Raw genomic sequence first — 21362 nt, forward strand, 5'->3', positions numbered from 1 at the left:
TGGTGTTCATGACTCAGGGAGCCTGCCGGGAGCCGTCTGTGGACAGTGGGCGACCGATGAGGCCGTCCTGCATGCGGCAGGCGCCGACAGTGCCGGCGCCTGCCGCGCCGGTCCCGAACCGTCCCCCGGCAAGCACTCAGATCACCCCGCTTCATGCCTGCCAACGATGCGAGCACGAAGCAGGCATCTGATCGGCCGGCAAGTTCTAGTCGGCGCGGTCGTCCGGTGCTGAGCCGCCGGGAGGCGGAGACTGCCGCTCCCGCGTGGTCGTCCACGCCCCGTAGAGCGCTGCGAGGGCGGCGGCGATGCCGGCTATCGAACCTGCCGGAACGCCGAGAAGCGTGAGGACAACACCAGCAACCAGAATCGAGAGGAAGACGATCATGTCCAGGACGCGGTCGGAATGCAGGCGCTGACGGTTCTTACCCATGGTGTCCTTCCGGAACGTGGTTGGGCGGCCCGTCGGCTGTTCAGCAACCCTGCCGACCGGGCCCGCATACTTCGTAACCGCGCCGCGTCAGCGGTGGAAGGAGAGCATTGTTGCCTGGACAAAAGATGCTGGTCAGGGATTTTTGCTTCTCGTCGCGGAACCGTGGGTAGCCTCATGTCATGTCAGGACAGGGGGGTCCCGGCAGGGACGATGGCGAAGCGCCGGCCCGCCGGCAGGGGCGGCCGCGGAAGAGCCTGGACGTAACCGGGCATGATCCGCACATGCGTGAGTTCGCCCGGGAGCTACGAGAACTGGTGGGGAGTTCCTACAGGGCCTCGGGAGCATTCTTGAGCGCCGGGGAGCTGTCCAGAGTCTGCGGCGGCGAGAGACTCGTGGCGCTTGACACGTTGGGCGCATTGTTGGATTCCAGGAAGGCCGAGCCCGAGTATGTCGAGTACTGGGAGTTGAGATGGGCCCTGGCCTATCAGCATCTGAAGGCTTCGGGAAGCAGGGCGCTGGCCAGGAGGAAGGGTGAGGCGGAAGCAGCTGCGGCGATCGCAGCGCGGAATGCAGATCGCCTGCAAGTACTCGCCGACCAGGTACAGGCCAAACAGGACCTCGCTCGTCACCGGGCTCTGCGTGCCGCTGAGCAACTGCTCGCCGAACTCGATCATTCCTTGCCCAGTACCAGGCGGAAGTTCGGCCACGGTACGGAAGCCTGCTGGGTCGACCTCGCCGACTATCTACGCCGTCTGATCCTGCTATTTACCGATCGCAAGGCTCACGAGAAACACAACAAGCACACCATGAGCGAGGTACTCCCACGCCTGGCCGGCCTGGCCGAGATCACGGGTGTCGCGGGGTGGCGGGAACTGGCCGCGCAGATCGCCGCTGCCTACGAAAAGGCACACCGTGAGGGCTGGGAGGTCATGCCCTCGCCGGGCCTAGAGACCGCTGCTCCCCATGTCTACGTCGACCGGGACTCCCGCTTCCGCGCGCAAGCGGGACGAAGGGCCGCGCAACTGGCCAGGGAGAGTGTCTTCCTGGCCGAGAAGCCCGTCCTCTTCCCATCCTCGCCCCTGGATCTCGACCGCTACGACCCGCCGCGCAGCCACTACCGGCACGCCGCCCCCGTCAGCGCCGCGTGCGCCAGCTCACTGCCCCTCGCGTGGTGGGTGACGGATGCGCCCGGGCTGCTGGCGATCAGCTCGTACTCTCTCGTCGTCTTCCTGGGCATGTGGCTGGTCTGCCTAGTGCACGGAGCCGAGGCGCGCCCTGACTAGGAACTGGCCGCGGCTGATCGACCGGACACCCTCTTGCGAAAGGGACCCCGAACGGGGAGAGGCACACCCAGGCGGGCCTCGAGGCCGAAGCGGAGCGTGAGGCGCACGGCCGCCGGACGGTCGCCCCCGGTGAGTAGCGTGGCTGTGCGAGATCGCCCGACGGGCAGTGCGCAGCACGCCACGCAGGCCAGGGCGGCCAGGACCCCGAGCGCCTTCGGGGCGCGGCCGGGGTGGGGGTCAGCAGCAGGGTCCGGCATGGCGGTTCTGGCAGCGAGGTCCTTGTCCGTGGCCATGGCGGGCATCCTCGCCGGTCGCGGCCCCTCCGGAGCGCGCCCCCAAAGGCTCCGTGTGTGATCACTACGGTGACCGGCGATCGGTCAGGACTCCTTCCGGATGTTCGTTGATCCAGGACAAACCACCGATGTCGAGGCGGTGGCGGGTGCGGGTGACGGCTACGTAGGCCAGGCAGGCCTCCTTGTCGTCGATCGGGCGTGCCGTCCCCGGGTCCGTGTCGCCCGGCGAGCTGTCGGCTGGTGGTGGGGTGAAGTCGTCGGCGATCTTCACCTGTGCCCATTCGCGGCCTTTGGCCTTGTGCGCGGTGGAGACGGTTACCTCGGACTGGTCTTCGGGCGCGAGATGGGCCACGGCGGCCAGGATGGCGTCCGCGCCGTGGGTGTCGACCAGGTCGACCAGGGGTTGCAGATCGCGGCCGGCGGGGTCGTAGGCGGCGTAGTCCTGCAGATCGCCCCAGGTGGTGAACAGCACCAGTTCGGGGTGGGCGGTGCGGCGTCCTTCTTTGAGGTCGCGGGCGGCCAGAGCCAGAGCGCGCAGGCTGTCTCCTCCCCCGGCCAGCGCGACCCGGTACCCGCCGGACAGCAGCTCCATGACCTGGGCCATGGCGCCGACGTTGGTACGGCACAGGACCGCGTCGGGCCGGGTGACGGGGCCGAGTTCGGTGGGCACGGTGTCGGCGCCGGTGAGACGGATGGGGGCGTCGGCCAGGTGGAGCCAGCGGTTGGCTTCCTCGGCGAGGCGGGGGCCGAAGCGGAAGGACCGGGACAGGGCGAGCTGGGTGCCGTCGAAGCCGGTCATGACGTCTTTGGCGCCGCGCCAGTGGTAGATGGCCTGGGCGGAGTCGCCGACCATGACCAGCTGGGCGTGGTCGCGTTGGGCGAGGAAGATCTGCTCGACGACGGGGTTGGTGTCCTGGGCCTCGTCGAGGAGCAGGAAGTCGGCGTCGATCTTCGGCTGGGTGAGGGCCCAGATCTTGAGGTAGTGGTCGTGGTCGAAGCGGACGGCGCCGTCGTCGGGGTGCTGCAGGTCCAGCCAGGCTTTGCGGGCGAACGGGACGAGGTGGGCGGCGAGTTGCGCGTGCAGGCTGGGCTCTTCCAGGCCGCGCAGGTGGGGGATGTGGTGGCGGGTGATCGTCGCGTCGGCGGTGTGGCAGAAACGGGCCACGGTGCGCAGGGTGACGTAGGAGAGGGTCTTTTGGGACAGGTCGCGTTCGCCGACGCGGATGGCTTTGGTGATGCCGAGGGCTTGGCCGGTCTGCCAGGCGGGGCGGCGGGGGGCGTTCAGGCGGCTGGTGTAGCGGTGTCCGACGGCGGCGTAGGCCAGGGCGTGGGCGGTCTTGCACAGGACGCTTTTGGGGAAGCGCTTGGTGGCGTCCTGGGCGATGGCCCGGTTGTAGGCGAGGTAGCGGCCGCGGCGCTGGGTGGCGTGGGCGAGCTGGGCCAGAGTGGTGGTCTTGCCGGTGCCCGCGCCGGCTTGCAGGGCCAGGTGTTCGCCGGCGTGGAAGGCGTCGGCCGCAGCGGCCTGTTCGTCGGTCGGGTTCAGCACGGCGCGGCTCCGGAAATGCGGGTCAGGCAGTGCCCGACGGCCGCGATGAGATGGGCGGGGGCGGTGTGGGCGAGCAGGTGCTGCACGCCTCGCTCGAGGCGGTCGGCCTCGGCGTCGGCGTGCTGGGCCAGGGCCCGGTAAACGGCCAGCTCCACAAAGCGCTGGGGTGTCTGCGCTGCTTGGTCGGCCGCAGCCCTGAGGGCGGTGTGTGCGGCGGGCGGGAAAGCGACGTTGAGCAGGATCTTGCCGTTTCGGTCGGGGTAGTGCGTGGTGATGACGTCGACGGGCAGTCGTGTGCCGATTTGTCGGCGCAGTCGGGTGAGGGCCTTTCCCGGGGTCTTGGCCCGTACGACGGTCATGAGCCGGGTGGCATCACGGTTGGGGGCTAGCGGCATCGTGCGGGCGGCGTGGTGGAGTTCGGCCGCGGCGAGGGGCCGGGTCAGGGTGATTTCCAGGGCGTGGTGCGCCATCGTCACGCCTGGCCGCCGGGGTCGTGCGGGAGGCGGGTATGGATGTGGGCGGCGTGCAGGAGGGGGTCGAAGACCTGCCATCCGGCCAGGGCGAGGTCGGCGGCGTTCGGCGCGGCGGCATGGGCGGGGCAGTGCTGGGTGCGCCAGCGCAGCTGCTCGCCGTACGGCAGGCGGCTGAGGTCGTAGAAGGCCATCAGCCCGGTGGGCAGAGCGAGTTGGCCGCGCCGGGGGCCGGCGGGCAGGAGCTTCCAGACCCCTTTGGGAGTGCCAGGGGTCAGTACGGGCAGCGGACAGCGGTGGCGGTGCCGGGTCTGGGCCACGCACCGGATGTCCTCGATGGGCCGGTCAGCGAGATAGCGGCCCAGCAGCAGCTGTACGACGGGGCGGGCAGACCGGGCGCTGTCGGCGGCAGGCGCGGGTGGCGTGGACGGGGTGAAGGCGCCTGAGTCGATCAGGCGCCGGGAGCGGACGCCGAGTTCGCGGCGCATCTCCTGGACGTGGTTGGTCAGGCGGACAGTTGGGGTGCGGCTCGGGCAGAGCACGGCGTGCGGGATGCGGCACCAGGCGCTGCCGTCGCCGTGCGGGTGGGCGATGCCGCAGCTCAGATGCCAGCGGCAGGAAGCGGGGACGTGAGCAACAGCCAGTTCGGCAGGGTGCAGGGCGATGGGGCGCTGATCGGCGCGCTGGTAGAAGTCGATGTGGTTGCCGCACACGCGGCAGCGGCTGCTCTGGCCGGTGCGCAGCAGGCGACTGGGGCTGGTGGCGGCCACACGCAGCGGGCGTCGGGGCCGGGTGGCGCGCGGGCTGCCGTCCCAGCGGCAAGCGGTGGAGGCGGAGTTGGGGCACATGGCGGTGAAGGTGCCAGGCGACGCGCCGCTTGACCGGAACAGCGCCTCGGAGTGTCCTGCGGATGGCGCAGTCTCGGGGAACGCCCGCACGACTGAACGCACGTGTGCTCGATGACCTGTCACCTGTTCAGGTGATGTCGCACCGCGGTGACGGGGGAACCTGAGGGGCGGTTCAGAGTTGCGGCGTGCCGGGTGGGGTGTGGTCTGCGCAGAGGGAGCCGAGGAGTTCGTCGATGGAGACGTCGAGGGCGTGGGCGAGGGCGTGCCAGGTGGTGACGCTGCCGGTGGTGCGGCCGTGTTCCAGGTCGATGAGGGTGCGCCGGGCCAGTCCGCTACGGCGTGCGAGTTCGTCGAAGGTCCAGTTGCGCTCGACCCTCAGGCGCGCGAGCGTCACGCGCAGCGCGGTGAGGTCGGGGTCGGGCGGCAAGATCGTCACCCCACCATCCGACGGTGCAGAACCCTGCCCTGTCAGTGCAGACCTCTGCACTATTTGCTAGGGAAGGGGTGACAGTGGCGATGCGGGGGCCGGCGCTGCGCGGCGTTCCCCGCACCGCCTCCCGGCGTCTGGGACGCACACGTTCAACGGCCCGCAGATCGGAGGACCGCGAGCCCGATGAGGCTCTCCACGCACGAGACGGTGCAGCGCATCTGGACGGTCCGGCTGCACCCGCAGCCGGACGGGCCGCTCCTGAGCTGCCCGCAATGCACGCTGCACGGCTACCGGCTGCAGGCCGCCTCGGCCCGCTCTGTCGCCCTGACGCACCTGGCCCGCCACGCCCGACGGGACGTGCTGCCCAGGCATCTGCGGACCTGCCAGTGCCGGGCCCGCAACTGCTCCTGGCACCCGCGCCACCGCGGCTGCGCCGGCCCCGTGCTTCTGGCGCTGACCTGCGACCGCAGCGGCCGCGTGTGGCGCCTCGCGGACGCGTGCGCCGCCTGCGCGGCCGCCACCATCAACACCGCCGTCGTACCCGACACCCTGCTCGCCTCCGCACGCGCGCGGCCGGCCGGTGCGGCACCCAGGCCCTCACGTCCCCCGCACGGACCGGGCGAGCGGCTGCGCGTGCGGGAAATGCTCACCTATCTCGGGGTCGCGTTGCCCCGCTTCTCCTCCCCCGCTGCCCGGCTGCTGGCCCTGCAGTGCGCTCTGCGCGCCGACGGCCGAGGCCGCGTCCGGTTCCCCAGCGGTCTTCTGCGCAGCATGCGGCTGCACGGCCGGGCCGAACTCTGGCGCGAGCTGGAGCATGCCGGGTGGCTCCGCTCTTCCCTGCCGCAGCGTCCTCACGTGGAAGCGTGTCTGCTCGATGCGGACATGCAGACCCAGACATCCGGTCGCGGCGCCCGCGCCCGTGCGGCGCACTGGGCCCTGTGCCCTGTTCCGCTGGTCGCGCCGCGCGGGATGTCCCCCGCGGTGCAGCTCACCGCTCTGGTCCTGGCGGCCCATACGTCCGGCAGCTTCGGAAGTGCGGAGCTCGACGTCCTTGCCCGGCTGGGCGGTCAGTCCCCGCAGCAGGTGGAGGATCTCCTCGACCAACTGGTCCGCTCCCGTCTCCTGGCCGCTTGGCAGCACCGCAGGGAGCACGACGAGATCTCCTGGCATCTCCCCGGGCACGGCACACCGAGCAGCGCCGCCACACTGGGAAGGTGACTCTGCGGCCGGCCCGTTGCCCCGCTGAGCTCACACCGCCGAGACTGCCCCGACACTCTCCCGAAGGATGAGATGGTCACGGTCGGGGGGCTGCCGGTTCAGGCCGGGCCGGAACGTGAAGGCCGTCGAGGTAGAGCTGCACGATGCGCGGGCTGCACTGGTCGGTGGCCGGCCAGCTGGCGCCCGGCAGCGGGCGACCCAGCTGGGTGAGGGCCGTCATGAGCTTCTCCAGGGACACGTCGGTGCGCACCTTGCCCCGCCTGCTGTGCACGGGTCAGCAGCAGCTGCGCGGCGTGCAGCAGGTGGTCCTTCTGGCGCTGGCGCACCAGTTCCGGTCGCACCGGCGAGTTCGCCGGACAGGCAGCACAGGGAGGCAAGCCGGTGGCGGGCCGCGGCCTGCACGAAACGGCTGAGTGCGGTAAACGGGGCGTCTTCCTGGGCGGCGGCTTCCTCTGCCGCGTCAGCGTCGGCCGTGGCGACCCGCTCGAGTTACTTCCGTCAGAAGGGCGTCTCGCCCGGAGAAGTGGCGGTAGAGGGTGGCGTTGCCGACTCCCGCGCGGTGTGCGATCTCGTCCAGGGATACTTCCGGCCCTTGCTCGGCGAACATGTCCTAGGCGGCATCCAGGATCCTGGTCCGGTTGCGCACCGCGTCGGTCCGCGGCCCTCTGCAACGCCGGCCCTCGGTGTCCGCGCCCGACCCGCAGGCCACCCGCATCCTCGCCCCTCTCTCAGCACTCCGCGCTTTCCACGGTGCAGTATTTCCGGCGCGGGCCCGAGTACCCCTTTCCGCGGCGGAGGCTGCGGGGAGACGCGACGGGCTCGTCCCGGCTGCAGCCCGCACGAGCGACGCCGGTCCACCAGATCGCGGCTCGATGCCCCGCGGAGTGCGGAACCGATCGGACGAAGACGGTAACTGATCACACATGCGCACAGCCGGGCAGAGAGTGGTTGCACTTCATTCTTGGTGGCCAGGCCATGCGGTGCGGGCGCTAGCGTCGCCCGGAGTGTGTGCTGCTGCGGGAGGTTGGAAGTCACAGTGGAAGCGGTCTCGGAACTTCTCACCCTCAGAACGGACTACACGGCCAAGGTCGATGCCGACTTGGAGCTTGTGGAGAAGGACCGCGCGCGCGTCGGTGCGGAGATCACCGCGTTGCAGGATCAGTTGCGCATCCTGGAGGACAATCACGCCCTGCTTCTGAGCATGCGGGAGGCCCTTTCGGGTCAGTTCCCCGCCGCCTGCCCAAAGCCGGGCCCGGGCAGTGCAGCTACGACCGGCGGCAGTCCTGCCGCTGCGCCCGTCTCCGGCGCCGTGCCGCACACCGACAGCACGGCTGCTGCTGATGGTGGCCGGGCTGCCCTGGCACCGGAGGAAACTCCGAATGCCTCGAAGAAGGCGCCGACGCTGCGGGATCTGGTGGTCGGTGAGCTGAACCGGCGCGGTGAGCCCTGCGCGTCGCACGATGTCGCCACCGCACTGGCCCGGGCGCACCCCGCGCGCAGGATCAAGGAGCCTGCGATGCGTCACGCGCTGGAGGCGCTGGTCGCGCAGGGGCGGGTGCGGCGGGCCAAGCGCGGCTCGCGTGTCTCCTACTTCTCGGCCGACACGGCTGCGGCTGCCGGACAGGCCGGAAACGACGGCAAGGGCAAGGCCTGAAGTCCGCCCGCCCGGCGCTCGGTCGTCGGGTCAGGCCGCGTCGGGGAACGCCTGCGCGGGCGGCAGGAAGACGGGCATCGTCTCGAAGCCGAGAGCCGCCAGGCCGGCTTGCTGGCGGGGCGTCATCTGGGCACTGTCCCTGCGCCGCCGGACCAGCCAGGCACCGAGGTGGATCTTGTGGTCGCCGACAACCTCTTCGGTGTGGTCCTTGGGCATGTCGAGGTGCCCGTGACGCTGGTGGTACTGGCGTGCCGCGCGCAGGCCACGGTTGAAGGCCCGCTCGCGCAAGCCGGTGGGACGGGTCAGCAGCATGATGTGGGGGTGGGCGTCGGGGCAGGCGCGAGCCAGGGCGGCCAGAAGATGTTTCTGCTGGGGCTCCAGATGGTGGGAGTGGGTGATCTGGCGGTCCAGCCAGCTGTCCCAGGCGGAGTCGCGGCTGTCGTGGCGGTGGTAGGTGCAGCGCCAGGTACTGGTGGTCAGGCGGCGTCGGATCTGCGCGTAGGTGTACTGCCAGCGCAGGCTCCAGGGCGGGTTCCAGAAGGGGTCGATGGCGTTGAGGGAGGCGATGCGGGCGGGGGCGAGCTGGCCGGTGTCGGCGCGGCGGCGCATGGTCTCCAGCCAGGCGGCCAGGCGGCGGTCGCCGCCGTGGGCGTACTTTCCCAGGGCGAGGGTGCCGTGGCGGGCGGCGCAGGCGGTGATCTGGGTGAGGTGGTGTTCGAAGCTTTCGGGGGGATGCGGCCAGGACAGTCCCATGCTGGTGAGAGCGGCGATGCGGTCGGCGGGCAGGGCGTCTGCGGCGTAGAGGGAGCGTTGCTGGCCGATCCACTGGCCCAGGGCCAGGCCGTCGCTGGTGACGTGTTCGCTGGGGACGTTCAGGTGACGGTGGCGGGCGTGGAAGGCCTGGGCGGCCTCCAAGCCGTCCTTCCAGAAGGCGTTGTTGGGGGACTTGTGGGTGCGCAGTCTCAGGGTGCGGGTGACCTCGGCGGCACGGTGCGGGCGAGGTGCAAGGGGCTGTGGTCGCGCCTTCGTGCGGGGGGCGAACCGCTGGTACGCCTCGGTGTCGTAGATAGCGAGGCCGTTGAAGAAGCACCAGAAGTCCGAGAACGAGGAGGATTTCATGGCCTCCGAAGTGGACTGGCCGGGTGCGATGTAGACGGGAATGAAGATGGAGGCGCACTTGGCCTGGCCGGGAGGTTGGCGCAGGGCCCGGCCGATGACCTGGGCGATGTGGTTGGGGCTGCGGCGCGGATCGGCGATGAGGATGCCGTCGGTGGCAGGGGCGTCGACGCCTTCGCTCAGCACGCGGACACTGGAGAGCACGGCGCAGTCGTGGCCGGCGGCGGTGCTGCCCGGGGTGTGGGCGGAGAAGTGTTCGAACTCGTGGAAGATCTGCTGGCGTCGCCAGGGCGCCTGGCGGCAGTGCAGGGCCTGCGCCCAGGGGTTGCGGATGCCGGTGCGGTCGGCGAGCACGTCGGCGGTCTCCGGCAGCGAGGCGACGAAGCCGCGGGCGGCGGCGATCCGGCCGTGGAAGGACAGCACCCGGCGCGCGTCGTGTTCAGCCATGGACATCAGCAGGGCTGCCTGCATCGCGGCCAGGCGCAGCCCGTCCTGATGCGGGGTGGGCAGGGGTGTGTGGAGGATGTCGCGCAGCATGCTGTCGTGGACTTCGGGCACGATGAGCTGGTAGTCGGCGAGGATGCCGCGTTCGATCGCCTGCGCCAGGTCCAGGTTGTAGACGACGGGTCCGTAGATGGTGGGATCGTCCATCGAGGCGAGCCGTTCGATCCGGGTGCGCCCCTTGGGTTTTCGGGTGGTGCGCCAGTTGCGGGGCGTGGCGGTCATGTAGAGACGGTGCGCGGCCGGAACGGCGCGGTCGTCGTGGATGAGCGCCCAGCGTTTGTCCCAGCTGCCGCTGGTGCGGTGGGCTTCGTCGGCCAGGGCGAAGGCCCACGGCGGCAGCCGTTCACTGCGGTGGGCCTCGGCGATGGTGGGCAGGGAGGCGTAGGTGGCGAAGACGGCGATGCGTCCTCCCCCGGCGACGCGCCGGGCCAGTACCTGGGCGTTTCCGGTGAGCAGGAGGCGGCCGCGCAGGCTGCGGTCGTGGACGGCGGACAGTGAGCACACGCCGATGAGCTGGTCGAAGCCGCCGTCGGCCAGCCAGCGAGCCGCGGTCTGGGTCAGGAGTTCGAGGGTCGGGACGAGAACGAGTACGGGGCCGCGCTCAGCGAAGTGCTCGGCGACGCGCTTGCCGATGAGGGTCTTGCCGGTGCCGCAGGCGGCGATGATGGTCACGGCCGCATGCCGCGTCCCGCTCAGGGCGTTGACTCCCGCGGCGACGGCTTCTCGTTGGTGGGGGCGCAGCTCCACACGGCCCGACATGTGACGCGCTGACTCCCCTCTCGCGGAACTGCGTGCCCGCGGAGCACCTTCACCAGCCTGTTTGCACCTGGAGAGCCTGGCAGCTTCCCTGCATGGTCCGGCCGGCACTGATCGAATCTGCTTCTTCTTCTCTTCGCGTGCGCGTGGGAAGTCGCCTCGGGGATCGGGTGGGTGCCAGGTGGGACCGTTTCGCCGGCCGTGGCTGCCTGGCGGCGGGTGGCGGGAGTTAGATGAGGCCGCAGCCGGACCTCCCGGAAGGAGCGCCGTCGTGGCGGAGAAGCGGGACCAGTGGCTGGGGCTGCGCCGGATGCATCTGCGGCTGCGGTTTTTGCAGGGCGAGTCCACCGGCTCGTATGTGACGCGGCTGGCCGCCCGCAACAACCGCCCTGCGGAAGAAGTGCTGCGGAGCATGGGCACCGGCCCGATGCCGATCGATCCCCAGTATACCGAGATGTACGTCAGCAGCTACGCGCGCGAGCGGCTGGCGACCCTGGCCGGTCACACGGTGGCCGAGATGCAGGAGCGTCTGATCGGGCTGCGCGACGAATTCCTCATGCCCGAGGACGCCAAGGCCGACTGGGAATGGCCCTGGGACGCGCGGGCCGGCTACATCGTGCAGGCCTGCTCGCTGTGTGCGGCGCGCCGCGGCACCCGCTCGCCCGCCTGGCTGATCCTTCCCGACCCCTGGCAGGTGTGCCTGCGTCACCGGCGCTGGACGGACAACTCCCGCAGCACCAGGCACCCCTACATCGATCTCAGCGGCCTCGGAGAGGTCGTGCGCGCGCAGCAGCGCCTGAACCGGATGCGCAAACGCCTGGGTCCTGCGGGGCGGTGGGTGTTCGCGGACGCCTGTTCCATCCTCGTGCGCTCCGGGTACCTCGAGGAGCCTGCGCAGTCGAAGCAGTGGGGTGTCCTGGCGGCAACGCTGGGCGAGCAGCGGGTGCGGCCGCTGGCGCAGTTCAGCCGGCTGGTGCTGCTGGCCCGGGACCTGGCCTGGCTCGAGGTGCGGCGCCTGAGCCGCGCTCTGGGCAGCACCGAGTACCAGGACTGGCTGGCGCGGACAACGAGCCGGCACGGCCACCGGTTCGTCGAGCCGCTGACCGTCTGGCACCGCCAGCACCGGCCGCTCAAGCAGCCAATGCCGCAGCTCTTCGGCGAGGGCGTGCCCTCGAGCGCCGCAGTGCGAAGAGCGACAGGTCATGCCCTGCCCTCCCCTTTGGCGCCGGTGGAGGACCTGACGTGCCTGCCGTGGGTGCGCCTGCCCAACTCGATGGACCGGCTGTTTCTGTAGTCGTCCGCGCCGCGTACGCCTGCCTCGGGCTTCGGCCGAGCAGGCGCGCGGTACGTCTCGGGCATCGGAAACCGCCGTCAAGGCGACAAGGGCATCTGCATTCTTTCGGGTGAACTCCTGCGGCCGCGTCACACGAGACCAGGAGAGGCACCGGAGCCTGGTGGACGTGTGCCGCGCAGCAGGGCACGGTGCGGCGCGAGGGGAGCAGCGCGTGGACTTGCAGGTGCGCTACCGCGACGACATGGGGCGTGAGCGCCTCTGTGCTCCGCAGGCGCTGCGCGGACTTCCGGTGGAGGAATGGCCGGCGCTGCACGAGCAGCGGGCCTACCGGGGTCGGAAGTCGAAGGTGCGGCAGTGGTGGTCGTCGACCACCAAGAAGGATGTCGGCTGCCGGTCCCGGGAGCACGCGTACGCGGCCATGTTCCTCGACCGTGATCCGCGCATCGTCTACCTGGCTGCGCCGTCGCTGCAGGTCGAATGGCGCGAGGGTGAGCGTGCGGGGGTGGTGAACCCGGCGTTCATGGCGCGCACCGTAGAGGGGCAGCAGCTGCTCTGTCTGCACTCCCCTGCCGGGAAGGAGCCCGATGACCAGGAATGGTCGGTGGCCCGCATGACTGGCGTGGAGGCGGGATGGCAGGTGGAGGTCGCCCGCGCCCCGGGCGGCCAGCTGCGCCGCAACGTGTACATCGTCTCGCAGTTCCGGCACGACGAGTTCGCCGACGAGGGTGCCAGGGCCGTCCTGCTGGAGGCATTCGCCCGGCCCCGGCCTCTGAGCAGGGTTGCCGATGCTGTGGATCTTCCCCCCGGTCAGGGCCGGGCCTGCAGCTGGCACTTGCTGTGGACGCAGGATTTGACGACGCACTGGGATGAGCCGCTGACCCCCCACAGTGTGGTGTGGGCGGCCGGGGCGGCAGTATGAGCGCCGTCCTTTCCCTGCCGGTCGATGCCCCGGACGAGCCGGCCGGGATGCTCCGGCCGGGGATGACGGTCCGCTGGAAGGGCGGCCGCTATCTGGTGGGCGCCCTGCAGGGCGCCAACGTGCACCTGGCGGCGATGGATGACGGCGGCCAGGACGCGCTGGTGCTGGTCCGCATCCTGGTGTCCGCCCCGGACTTCGCCGTGCTGAAGGCCGACGGGATGCCGCAGGAGCCGGAAGCGGTGCCGGACCTGTCCGTGCTGGACCGGCTGGACAAAGAACAGCTGGAGCACGTGCGCTGCTGGGAGAAACACGTCCGGGAGGTGCTGACCGGCCGGCCCGTCGGCGCCCGCAACAGCGCCTTCACTCCCCGGCACGGCTACGATCCCGCGACCACCACCCGCACCGCCCGCTACGCCCTCAAGGCGGCCGAACTGGCGGCAGCCGGCCTGACCGGGTCGGTCGCCACCGTGCAGCGCAAATGCCTGGCCTACGAAGCGCACGGGCTGCTCGGCCTGGTCGACAAGCGGTGGCTGCGCACGAGCACCGTCAACGGGAACGTCGACGAGCGGGTCGTGGCGCTGATCCGCCAGGAGGACAAAGCCCAGCGCGGCGCGTCGGCGGGCACCTTCTCCCGGCTGTACAAACGGGTGCGTACGGCGCTGCGGCGCGCGCACCCGGACGAGTACCGCGCGCTGATGCCGGCCCGCACCACTTTCTACGACCTGCTCAAGCGGCTGGGGATCTCGAAGGAGTCACTGGAGGCTGCGCCCGGGCAGGGCAGTGACGCGACCGCCCCGCCCGAGCCTCCCTACCATCCGGCGCCGGTGTCGTTGCTGGGCGAGCGCGTGGAGATCGACGGCACCGGGCTGGACGTCCTGGCGCGCGGCGATGACGGGCGTCCCGTAGCAGTGGAGCTGACCTACGCTCTCGACATCCTGAGCCGCAGCTTCATCGCCGGAATGATCGTTCCCAAGTCGTCGGGCCGGAAGAAGGGGCCGGGCAGCCGGCGCCGCGGCGGCCGCAGCACCAAGTCGCTGGACGCCGCGCTGCTGCTGGGCCAGGCGATGGCGCCGCTCGCGGCGCGCCCCGGCTGGTCGCCGCAGGCGATGGCCGCCAACTCGGAATTGCCCTACGCACAGATGCTGGCCCGCGATCCGCGGATGGCCGGCGCCGCGGCCCGGCCGGTCATCCGCCCGAAGACGGTGGTCGTCGACAACGCCAAGATCTTCAAAGCCCGGCACTTCCGCGACGTGTGCAGCATGCTCGGCATCGAGGTGGAGTCCGCCAGGGAGCGCACCCCCACCGACAAGGCGGTCATCGAACGCACCAACGCCTCGGTCAAGAGCATGTTCGCCCAGTTCGTCACCGGCTACACCGGCAACAAGCTGGCCACGCGCGGCAAGGACGTCGAGAAGGAACGCCTGTGGACGCTGAACGAGCTGCAGGACCTGTGGCACGAGTGGGTGGTCACCGAGTGGCAGCGGCGGCCGCACGAAGGACTGCGCTCACCCTTCCTCCCCTCTCTGGTCCTCACGCCGAACCAGATGTATGCGACGGCGGTGGCCGTGGAAGGCGCCGTACCGCGGCCGGTCACACCGGATGAGAGCCGCAAGCTGCTCCTCCAAGCGAAGCGGACCGTCACCCGCGACGGCATCAAGATCGGTAATCGTACGTATGTCAGCCACCGCATCCGGGAGTTCAAGAACCGCCACACCGGCATCAAGGGACAGGGCCGGCGCTGGCCGGTCTACTACAACCCCTACGAGCCCAGCAGGGTGTGGCTGTACGACCACACGGTCGACAACGACCCCGCCCGCAGTCCGTGGGTGCCCTTCGACTTCAAGTACCAGCACCTGATCCGCGACTCCTGGACCGAGTACCTGTGGGATAAGGCCGCCGACCTCGTTGCCGACCTCGTCGGCCGGGAAGGCAGCGAGGAGGAAGTCGCCCGGGCCGTGGACGATCTCCTGGCCCGCGCACGACGCGGCCCCTCCCCCGCCCCCACCTCCGCCAAGCCGGTGGCCTCGTTCGTTCCGCAGCCTCTGGAGATCACCGAAACACCGGTCAACCCGTACGCGGGGATCACCCGGGCCGAACCTGGCAGCGTGACGCCCGCACCGTCCCTCAACATCGATGCCAAGGACCTCTTCCCCGGCAGCCGTGCCGCACTGCCGCCCGCTGCGCCCGACCGCGCCGCCTCGTCTGCATCGCCGGTCCAGGCGCGGCCGCCGCGGCGCCGTCCCGCCCCGGCGGGAGGACACAGCCTGGGCGGATCAGCCGGCGACATCTTCCGGGAACTGGCACCGGATCCGTCCGAGAAGCCTGAGCCACGGCCCGACCACGACTCGCCACCGCCCGGCCAAGACCCGCAGGAGACGTGATGGACGCTGCGCGCACCGCCCCGAAATCAGCCGCCCCCACAGCTCTCGCTGCGCGGTGGGCGCCGCTGGATCCCGAACTGCTCACGGTGCGGGAGGGATTCATGGACTTCGTGCACCGCAAACTCGAGCCGCCGGATCTGCAGGACTGCGCCCCCAAGGGCACGAAGGTCACCGATACCGACCCGCGGATGATCTACCACGGGGAGATGATCCCCGTCAGCACTCCCGACGTGACCCAGGGGCTGAAGGACGCACGGCGCACCCTGCGCACCAACCGGTTCCGGCCGACCGGCAAACGCATGAGCATGATCATCGAAGGGTGCGCCGGCAAGACCACGCTGGCGTTGCAGATCGGACGCGCCTACCAGGGGGTGCTTGAGACCGAACGCCGACCAGACGATGAGTGGACCCCCGTGGTCTACATCAACGTCCCACCGCGCCACGAGAGCAACATGGACTGGTCCCTGCCCTTCGCGGACTTCTTCGGCATGGACCACACCATCAACATCGACAAGCGGACCTACCGCAGTACCGACATGACCGAACCGGTCGTGCACGCCATGCGGGAAAGCCGTACCTCCCTGATCCTCATCGACGGTGTCGACCGCATCCACGACAGCGACCTGGCCACCGCCTTCGACTACTTCGACTGCCTCCAGGCCCGCCTGCGCGTCTCCGTCATCTACAGCGGCCGCAGCGCCACCGACATCGTCAACGAAGGCCTGCACAACCGCCGCCGCAGCGAACGCCCCCGCACCTCCGAACAGTTCCGCAGCAGTCTGCCCGTCATGCGGATCAGCCCCATCCCCCTGCACGCGGGGCAGGAAGGGGGATGGCGGGGCGTGGTGCAACGCTACGACCGCAACCTCCGGCTCTACAACCACAAGCCCGGCGCGCTGCTGGACCTCGAGGAGGAACTCCACGCACGCACCGGCGGCTACATGGACACCCTCGACCAGCTCATCTGCCAGACCGCCCAGCAAGCCATCGAAGACGAGACCGAAGCCATCACCCAAGAAGCCCTCGACAACATGATCGTCGGCCGCAACGACCCCGACGACGACTGACGGCTCGCCCCCTGCACGGGCACTCTGCACATACCGACACCGGCAGCCAACTCCACCAGCAAATCATCGCCTGCTGGAGCATCCCTGGCGGGAGCGGGGCTGCACCCACCGAAAAATGGTGTATCCGGCAGGCACTTGATGAATCCGTGATCGTCTCGCTCTTACCTAATGACTGCGCCTTAGGGCCCGGTCTTCGAGCGAGGAGGATCAGATGGCCGAACCGGCCGTGGTGAGCCTGAGCGCAATGTGGCTCTTGGCTCTGCGATATCTGTACCCATACCCGGGCACCCTTGTCAGGGCCTGGATCAGCCAGCGAGAAGCAAAAACACGCCAGGACCTCTTGCGAACGGTCATTCCCCTACTTCCCGACGGCGGCATGATCGCCTGGTCCGGCTCCGGGCAGGATGACTTCATGATGTGCTCCTGGCCGGCTGCACGGTGGCACCATGAGGACCAGGGAGTAGTAGCCACAAGGAGTGCGCCTTGGACCTGAACACGCCCGGCGACCACGCCAAATTCCCTCCGCGCACCTGGGCCAGCCAGCCGAGCTTCACGGAGTTCTACGCGTCAGAGGTCAAACGCATCGTCTTGTTCGTGTACAAGAACGGTGCAACATGGGACGACGCGTGGGATGCGACGCAGAGCGCGTTCGTGGGATCGTTCCAGCGATGGGACGGCATCGATGATCCGGCAAAGTACGTGAGGCGGGCCGCCCTGCTTAACTACCGGGCACAAAGGCAACGTTCCAACGAAGACGTCCGACGAGCGGCCGAAGCAAAGTGGATCTACTTCCCCTCGTTCGACCAGCTCAAGCTCCTCGACGAGGAGAAGCAAGTCCTCGACGCCATTGCACAGTTGCCCGAACGGCAGCGCGAAGTAATGGCCTGGCACTACGACGGATTCAGCATTCCGGAGATCTCGGATCTGCTCAAGGTCGACGCCGGCCGGGTCCGGTCGAATCTTCACCTGGCACGAAAAAAACTCAAGGAAACCCTCAATGAAAATCGCGACTGGTTCACGGGGGGTGACAAATGACCACTCCATGGGACGCCGTTGACAAGGACGAACTGCAGGACCAGGCGTTCGACAAGTACGTCGAGGCCGTGTCCGACTCCGCAGTGGACTCCCTGCACAATGTGATCAGCATGGGCGACGCGCTCAGCCAGGTGATCCAGAGGGCACATGCGATGCCCCGCCACGTACAGCTGCCCGACGACGATCATCGGACCCGCGATCCACACACGGAGCTCTCGCTGGGCAGCGCAGTGCTGACGGGCCGCATCAAGTGGTTCGACTCCCGCGAGGGCATGGGCTACATCGCCGTGTCCCAAGGACACGAAGTCCCGGTCCACTGCCAGGACTTCAAAGTCTTCCTGCGGGCACCGAAACCCGGAGAACAGGTCGAGTTCGTGATCGAAAACGGCCGGGCCAGCGACGTGCGTCTGCTCAGGCTGCCGGACCACTGACCAGAGGCATGGCACGAGAAACACCGAGTCCGGCTGATCCGAAGGCAATCCCTGAACTCGCCAAACGGAATGTAGTGGTGAGGCAAGCCAGCTGGAAAGCTAGCGGGCGGCCCGGGATCCTGCCGCAGCATCGACGGGCAGGGGCTGGGCTCGGTGGTGGACGCGGTCGACCGGTAGTCGTCGAGAGCGCCGCAGCCCTGGCGCGCCAACTGCGGCGGGGGCGTGATCGGCGGCTGTCGGTGCTGGAATGGTTCGCCGAAGCCTGCAGGGCCGCGCGGCCCGGGACGGTGCAGGTGCCGGAGTCGCCGGTGGACGCCGTGCGTGAGGCTCTGGCGTGGGCGCGTTTCGGCGTCTCATCCGACAGAACGGCAGAGCTGCAGTTGCACCGGCTCGATGCGGCCGAGACGGCATGCCCAGGCTGCGCCCTCCCAGTGGCCCGTACGGGGAGCGAAGATCACTGCGATGACGCTGTGGAAGCCCAGTTCCGGATCGTTGAGAAGTTGCCTGTAGGTGGCGGCGTCGCGAGCGCTGGGGGTGGGGCGGCTGGTGGGGTGGGTGTGCCATTCGCCGACCCAGACGCTGCCGTCGCTCGCGAAGGCCTCGTCGGCCAGTGCCTGGGCATGTGTCAGGTCGCGCAGGAAGTAGGTGGGGGTGCGCACGGCGGCAGGTCCGGGGGTTCCGGCGTGGTGGACGGTGACGGTGTCGTGGGTGTGGTGTCCCAGCAGGATGCCTCCGGTCTCCGTGGTGTGGTCGGCCGTGCGCAGTTCGGTGGTGACGATCTGGACGGCCGGGGCGGTGAGATGCACGGTGGTGACGGGCTGCTGGGTCATGGTGCTTCGCATGTGGGGCAGCCGGATCTAGGTGGTGTGGCGGGGAGCCAGCGCAGCTCGGCGGTATGGCTGAGGTCGAAGGGTGGGGCCCAGTCGGGTTGGCGGCGCAGACCGAGCAGGGCGTGCTCTCCGGGCAGTTGCTGGTCGGGGTGTCCGGCGCGTTGGAGGATGGTGGCGACGGCGGTTTTGGCCGCGAGCTGGGCGACCAGGTGAAGGTCGGAGCCGACGGCGGTCATCGGCCGGTGGCGGGTGCCGGTGCCGTACCCGGCGTCCAGGGCGGGCTCGGGGTCGAGGCCGCCTGCCTCGGCGAGGCTCTGGCGCCTGCAGGTGAGGCAGCCGTGCTGCGGCCAGGGGCGCAGTCGCAGGATTTCGCCGAGAGCACCGTCCTGCAGGACGCACGCGAGCACTGCGGTGAGGCCGGCGCGGCGGGCCAGGTGGCCGGTGACGCGGCGTGGGGCCACTCCGTCTGCCGTGCACACGACGAGGTGGGTGTCCGCGAGCAGGGCCCGGATGTGGTCGGCGTGCTCGATGACGTCCAGGGCCAGAGGGGCGACCGTGGTGTCGGGGCGCAGTGCGGCGAGTTCCTCGGCCAGGGCGGTGACCTTGGACCGGCCGATGTGCCGGCGGGCGCTGGTGTGCCGGACGAGGTTGTGCCAGTCGAGCCGGTCGGGGTCGATAAGGGTGAGATGGCCGACTCCGTAGCCGGCGAGTGCGTGCGCGGTGGCCGAGCCGATGCTCCCCGCTCCGATCAGCATGATCCGCGTGTTCTGCAGTTCCTTTACGGGCCAGTGACCGCTGAGTTGCCCAATCCCGGTGGTTTCGGGCTCGGCCGACGCCTCGAGGGGCTGGAAGCCCGCACGGGTGACGTGCCAGGCGACAAGGTCGGGCAGACCGCTTTCGGGAAAGGCGTCCTTCACTCCGGGGGCGTGGGTGATAGCCACGTAGCCGCCGTCTCCCGGCGTCTTGAAACCGCTGGGCACGGCGTCCTTGAACACGTCCAACTTCATGGACGTGCCACGCCGCACCCGCAGGAGGTACCAGAGCGCGTGGAGTTCGCTCTTGGCCTGGTACCAGTAGCCGGTAGGACGGGAGTCGCAGCTGGCGAGCAGGCGGGGGGCGGGCGGCGGCGGGTCGACAGAAATGATGGAGCCGCCGCCCTCGGAGATGCCGCCCACCACAGCTAGGTCGTCCGGGTGGCTGATACGCAACGACAGTCGGCCCCACGCGCCCGAGGCGCGGAGTGTGGTCGCGGCGTCCCGTGGGATGAGGATCAGCACGCGGGACCGTCCTGCCCGCCGGTGTCCAGTTCAGGGTGGCCAGTGGTGTCCTCGGGTGGCAGAGGCTGGGCCAGGAAGTGGTCGAGGCTATGGTCGGTGACGATGCCGTTGCCGGTCATCTGCTCAATCGTCTGGTGTTTCATCAGTGCGTACTCGATCCGCCAGCCGGCGGCCTTCAGCAGCAGATCGACAACGGACTCGCGGCCCGTCCATACGTCGTCGCGCAGGAGGCACAGGCTGGCGTCGCCGTTGACGTGCCAGCGATGCTGGGTCCATTCAAACGGTTCGGGCAGCGGGTCGAGGGGGACGAGGCGGGGCGCCGCCATGGGGTACGCCTGGCTGTACTCCAGGCGCAGAAGGAGTCCTTCGTCGCCGATCCAGGTGGTGAGGTGCTCGGGCTCAGGCCGCTCGAAAGGCCAGCAAGGCAGCCTGCCCTCCCAGTTCCCTGCCCCGGCCTCGTTCCAGACGAGGCCGGGGAACTGAGCGGTGATTTCCTCCTGGTCGCGGTGTAGCCGGCGTGGCTCGCACATCCACCAGGTGGTGTGCCTACGGTCGTTGGGCGTGTGCGCGATCGTCATCCCTGGGGTGCGTCCTTGATGGGCCGCGGGGTGATGAGCGCGGGGGTCCCGGTGATCAGCGAGGCGGGCTTGGCCGGAGCGGCAGGGGCCGGGAAGTCGTCGCCGAAGATTTTCTGCCACAGCCGCAGCGCGCTGTCGGTGTCTCCCTCGGCTGCAGCGGCGCAGGCCCGCTCCGCGAGGTCTGCTGCGTCGGCGAAGGCATCAGACAGACCTGCATGGTCGAGGTCCGGCTGGATCTGGCCGCACAGGCCTGCCGGGTCCCACACGCCCTCGTTGACGCGGACCGCGGCGGCAGTGAAGAACGTCTTCAGCGCTTGGGAGCGGTTGCCGGACCTGGGCATGCAGTTGAGGGCGAGGACCTCCATGACGAGAGATTTGATGCGTCCCTGGACCGGGGCGGTGAGCCGCCACTGTTTGAGAACCCTGACCAGGGGCCGGAAGTGCGGCCAGTCCCGCTGGTGATCGGCAACTTGGTCGATGAGGTACTCCGGATTGGCCGGCACCCACTGTGTGTTCAGCTTTTCGGGGATGAGCAGCGAGCCATCCTCCTGGCGCAGCGCGGCCATGACGTCGACGGTGAATGCCTCCGGGTCCTCGGGGTCGTCCAGGAAGCACTTGACTGCGTGATTGCGCAGGAGAGTGTGCCGGACCTCGTTGGCGTGGGTGCCGCTGCTCTGGCTCAGCAGCCGGTTGACCTGGGTGCGGACGTGCTCGAGGGCGTCCTTCGCGCTCGGGCCGTCGTTTCCCCACTCGGGGTGCTCGTCCGGGTCGTAGACGATCACGACGTCGACGTCGTGAATGGGTCTAAGCTGCGTGCTGCGGCTCAGGGAGCCCGAGCCGAACGTCTCCACGATGTCCGGCTCGCTCAGCAGCGCGGTTTTGAACAGGTCCCTGCGCTCTCGGGCCAGTCTGGTCTTGTCTATGTCTTCGTTGACGGTTTTCTGGAACGCGTCGAATGCGTCGTCGATCCCCATGCGGTGTGCCTCCTCGGGCGTGTCGTCC

The 21362-nt window shown here is 69.5% G+C and carries 21 protein-coding genes; 9 read left to right on the forward strand and 12 right to left on the reverse strand.

The window, feature by feature from the left end:
- Window positions 1–205: 205 nt before the first annotated feature.
- Complete coding sequence (locus tag ACFVTC_RS36770; protein ID WP_390133201.1) at window positions 206–430, reverse strand: hypothetical protein; 225 nt, start codon at window positions 428–430, stop codon at window positions 206–208.
- A gap of 281 nt (window positions 431–711) precedes the next feature.
- Between ACFVTC_RS36770 and ACFVTC_RS36775 the strand changes: the two genes are divergently transcribed.
- Window positions 712–1713 (forward strand): hypothetical protein, encoded by a 1002-nt coding sequence (locus ACFVTC_RS36775; protein WP_390133203.1) that lies wholly within the window; start codon window positions 712–714, stop codon window positions 1711–1713.
- Window positions 1714–2070: 357 nt separating this feature from the next.
- Here ACFVTC_RS36775 and ACFVTC_RS36780 read toward each other — a convergent pair whose 3' ends face one another.
- From ACFVTC_RS36780 to ACFVTC_RS36795, 4 genes are all read right to left on the reverse strand, one after another.
- Window positions 2071–3549 (reverse strand): UvrD-helicase domain-containing protein, encoded by a 1479-nt coding sequence (locus ACFVTC_RS36780; protein WP_390133378.1) that lies wholly within the window; start codon window positions 3547–3549, stop codon window positions 2071–2073.
- The gene (locus ACFVTC_RS36785; RefSeq protein WP_390133205.1) at window positions 3546–4028 is read right to left on the reverse strand and encodes a hypothetical protein; all 483 of its coding nucleotides are present in this window, start codon (window positions 4026–4028) and stop codon (window positions 3546–3548) included. The genes ACFVTC_RS36780 and ACFVTC_RS36785 overlap by 4 nt, the downstream gene beginning before the upstream one ends.
- The gene (locus tag ACFVTC_RS36790) at window positions 4025–4870 is read right to left on the reverse strand and encodes a DUF6083 domain-containing protein (protein ID WP_390133207.1); all 846 of its coding nucleotides are present in this window, start codon (window positions 4868–4870) and stop codon (window positions 4025–4027) included. The genes ACFVTC_RS36785 and ACFVTC_RS36790 overlap by 4 nt, the downstream gene beginning before the upstream one ends.
- Before the next feature lie 172 nt (window positions 4871–5042).
- Window positions 5043–5306 carry a helix-turn-helix transcriptional regulator gene (locus ACFVTC_RS36795; protein ID WP_359439829.1) on the reverse strand — a complete coding sequence of 88 codons (264 nt, stop codon included), beginning with the start codon at window positions 5304–5306 and terminating at the stop codon, window positions 5043–5045.
- Window positions 5307–5483: 177 nt separating this feature from the next.
- Here ACFVTC_RS36795 and ACFVTC_RS36800 point away from each other — a divergent pair, with 177 nt between their 5' ends.
- Window positions 5484–6518 carry a hypothetical protein gene (locus tag ACFVTC_RS36800; RefSeq protein WP_390133210.1) on the forward strand — a complete coding sequence of 345 codons (1035 nt, stop codon included), beginning with the start codon at window positions 5484–5486 and terminating at the stop codon, window positions 6516–6518.
- A gap of 76 nt (window positions 6519–6594) precedes the next feature.
- Here the strand turns inward: ACFVTC_RS36800 and ACFVTC_RS36805 are convergent, their stop codons facing one another.
- Window positions 6595–6789: a hypothetical protein gene (locus ACFVTC_RS36805; RefSeq protein ID WP_390133212.1), complete on the reverse strand. Its 195-nt coding sequence runs from the start codon at window positions 6787–6789 to the stop codon at window positions 6595–6597.
- A gap of 189 nt (window positions 6790–6978) precedes the next feature.
- Window positions 6979–7125 carry a helix-turn-helix domain-containing protein gene (locus ACFVTC_RS36810; protein ID WP_390133213.1) on the reverse strand — a complete coding sequence of 49 codons (147 nt, stop codon included), beginning with the start codon at window positions 7123–7125 and terminating at the stop codon, window positions 6979–6981.
- Window positions 7126–7554: 429 nt separating this feature from the next.
- Between ACFVTC_RS36810 and ACFVTC_RS36815 the strand changes: the two genes are divergently transcribed.
- Complete coding sequence (locus ACFVTC_RS36815; RefSeq protein ID WP_390133215.1) at window positions 7555–8172, forward strand: hypothetical protein; 618 nt, start codon at window positions 7555–7557, stop codon at window positions 8170–8172.
- Between the two features lie 30 nt (window positions 8173–8202).
- Here ACFVTC_RS36815 and ACFVTC_RS36820 read toward each other — a convergent pair whose 3' ends face one another.
- Window positions 8203–10551, reverse strand: a complete 2349-nt coding sequence (locus tag ACFVTC_RS36820; RefSeq protein ID WP_390133217.1) for a Helicase associated domain protein — start codon at window positions 10549–10551, stop codon at window positions 8203–8205.
- A gap of 268 nt (window positions 10552–10819) precedes the next feature.
- Here ACFVTC_RS36820 and ACFVTC_RS36825 point away from each other — a divergent pair, with 268 nt between their 5' ends.
- From ACFVTC_RS36825 to ACFVTC_RS36850, 6 genes are all read left to right on the forward strand, one after another.
- Window positions 10820–11842, forward strand: a complete 1023-nt coding sequence (locus ACFVTC_RS36825) for a TniQ family protein (RefSeq protein WP_390133219.1) — start codon at window positions 10820–10822, stop codon at window positions 11840–11842.
- A 211-nt stretch (window positions 11843–12053) separates the two neighbouring features.
- Window positions 12054–12761, forward strand: coding sequence for a hypothetical protein (locus ACFVTC_RS36830; protein WP_390133221.1), 708 nt, complete (start codon window positions 12054–12056; stop codon window positions 12759–12761).
- Complete coding sequence (locus ACFVTC_RS36835) at window positions 12758–15142, forward strand: Mu transposase C-terminal domain-containing protein (RefSeq protein ID WP_390133223.1); 2385 nt, start codon at window positions 12758–12760, stop codon at window positions 15140–15142. The genes ACFVTC_RS36830 and ACFVTC_RS36835 overlap by 4 nt, the downstream gene beginning before the upstream one ends.
- Window positions 15142–16209, forward strand: coding sequence for an ATP/GTP-binding protein (locus tag ACFVTC_RS36840; protein WP_390133225.1), 1068 nt, complete (start codon window positions 15142–15144; stop codon window positions 16207–16209). Before ACFVTC_RS36835 ends, ACFVTC_RS36840 begins: the two co-directional genes overlap by 1 nt.
- 483 nt (window positions 16210–16692) lie before the next feature.
- Window positions 16693–17244: an RNA polymerase sigma factor gene (locus tag ACFVTC_RS36845; RefSeq protein ID WP_390133227.1), complete on the forward strand. Its 552-nt coding sequence runs from the start codon at window positions 16693–16695 to the stop codon at window positions 17242–17244.
- Entirely contained in the window at window positions 17241–17675 is a 435-nt protein-coding gene (locus tag ACFVTC_RS36850) for a cold shock domain-containing protein (protein WP_390133229.1), read from the forward strand. Before ACFVTC_RS36845 ends, ACFVTC_RS36850 begins: the two co-directional genes overlap by 4 nt.
- A gap of 353 nt (window positions 17676–18028) precedes the next feature.
- Here ACFVTC_RS36850 and ACFVTC_RS36855 read toward each other — a convergent pair whose 3' ends face one another.
- From ACFVTC_RS36855 to ACFVTC_RS36870, 4 genes are read right to left on the reverse strand one after another with little or no spacing between them, the layout of a single operon-like run.
- Window positions 18029–18505 carry a Mov34/MPN/PAD-1 family protein gene (locus tag ACFVTC_RS36855; protein WP_390133232.1) on the reverse strand — a complete coding sequence of 159 codons (477 nt, stop codon included), beginning with the start codon at window positions 18503–18505 and terminating at the stop codon, window positions 18029–18031.
- Window positions 18502–19782 carry a HesA/MoeB/ThiF family protein gene (locus ACFVTC_RS36860; RefSeq protein ID WP_390133234.1) on the reverse strand — a complete coding sequence of 427 codons (1281 nt, stop codon included), beginning with the start codon at window positions 19780–19782 and terminating at the stop codon, window positions 18502–18504. The genes ACFVTC_RS36855 and ACFVTC_RS36860 overlap by 4 nt, the downstream gene beginning before the upstream one ends.
- Window positions 19776–20360, reverse strand: a complete 585-nt coding sequence (locus tag ACFVTC_RS36865; protein WP_359439857.1) for a hypothetical protein — start codon at window positions 20358–20360, stop codon at window positions 19776–19778. Before ACFVTC_RS36865 ends, ACFVTC_RS36860 begins: the two co-directional genes overlap by 7 nt.
- Window positions 20357–21334, reverse strand: a complete 978-nt coding sequence (locus ACFVTC_RS36870; protein ID WP_390133237.1) for a hypothetical protein — start codon at window positions 21332–21334, stop codon at window positions 20357–20359. The genes ACFVTC_RS36865 and ACFVTC_RS36870 overlap by 4 nt, the downstream gene beginning before the upstream one ends.
- Window positions 21335–21362 lie beyond the last annotated feature (28 nt).

This window comes from Streptomyces sp. NPDC057950, from assembly GCF_042887295.1.
Classification (GTDB): domain Bacteria; phylum Actinomycetota; class Actinomycetes; order Streptomycetales; family Streptomycetaceae; genus Streptomyces; species Streptomyces kaempferi.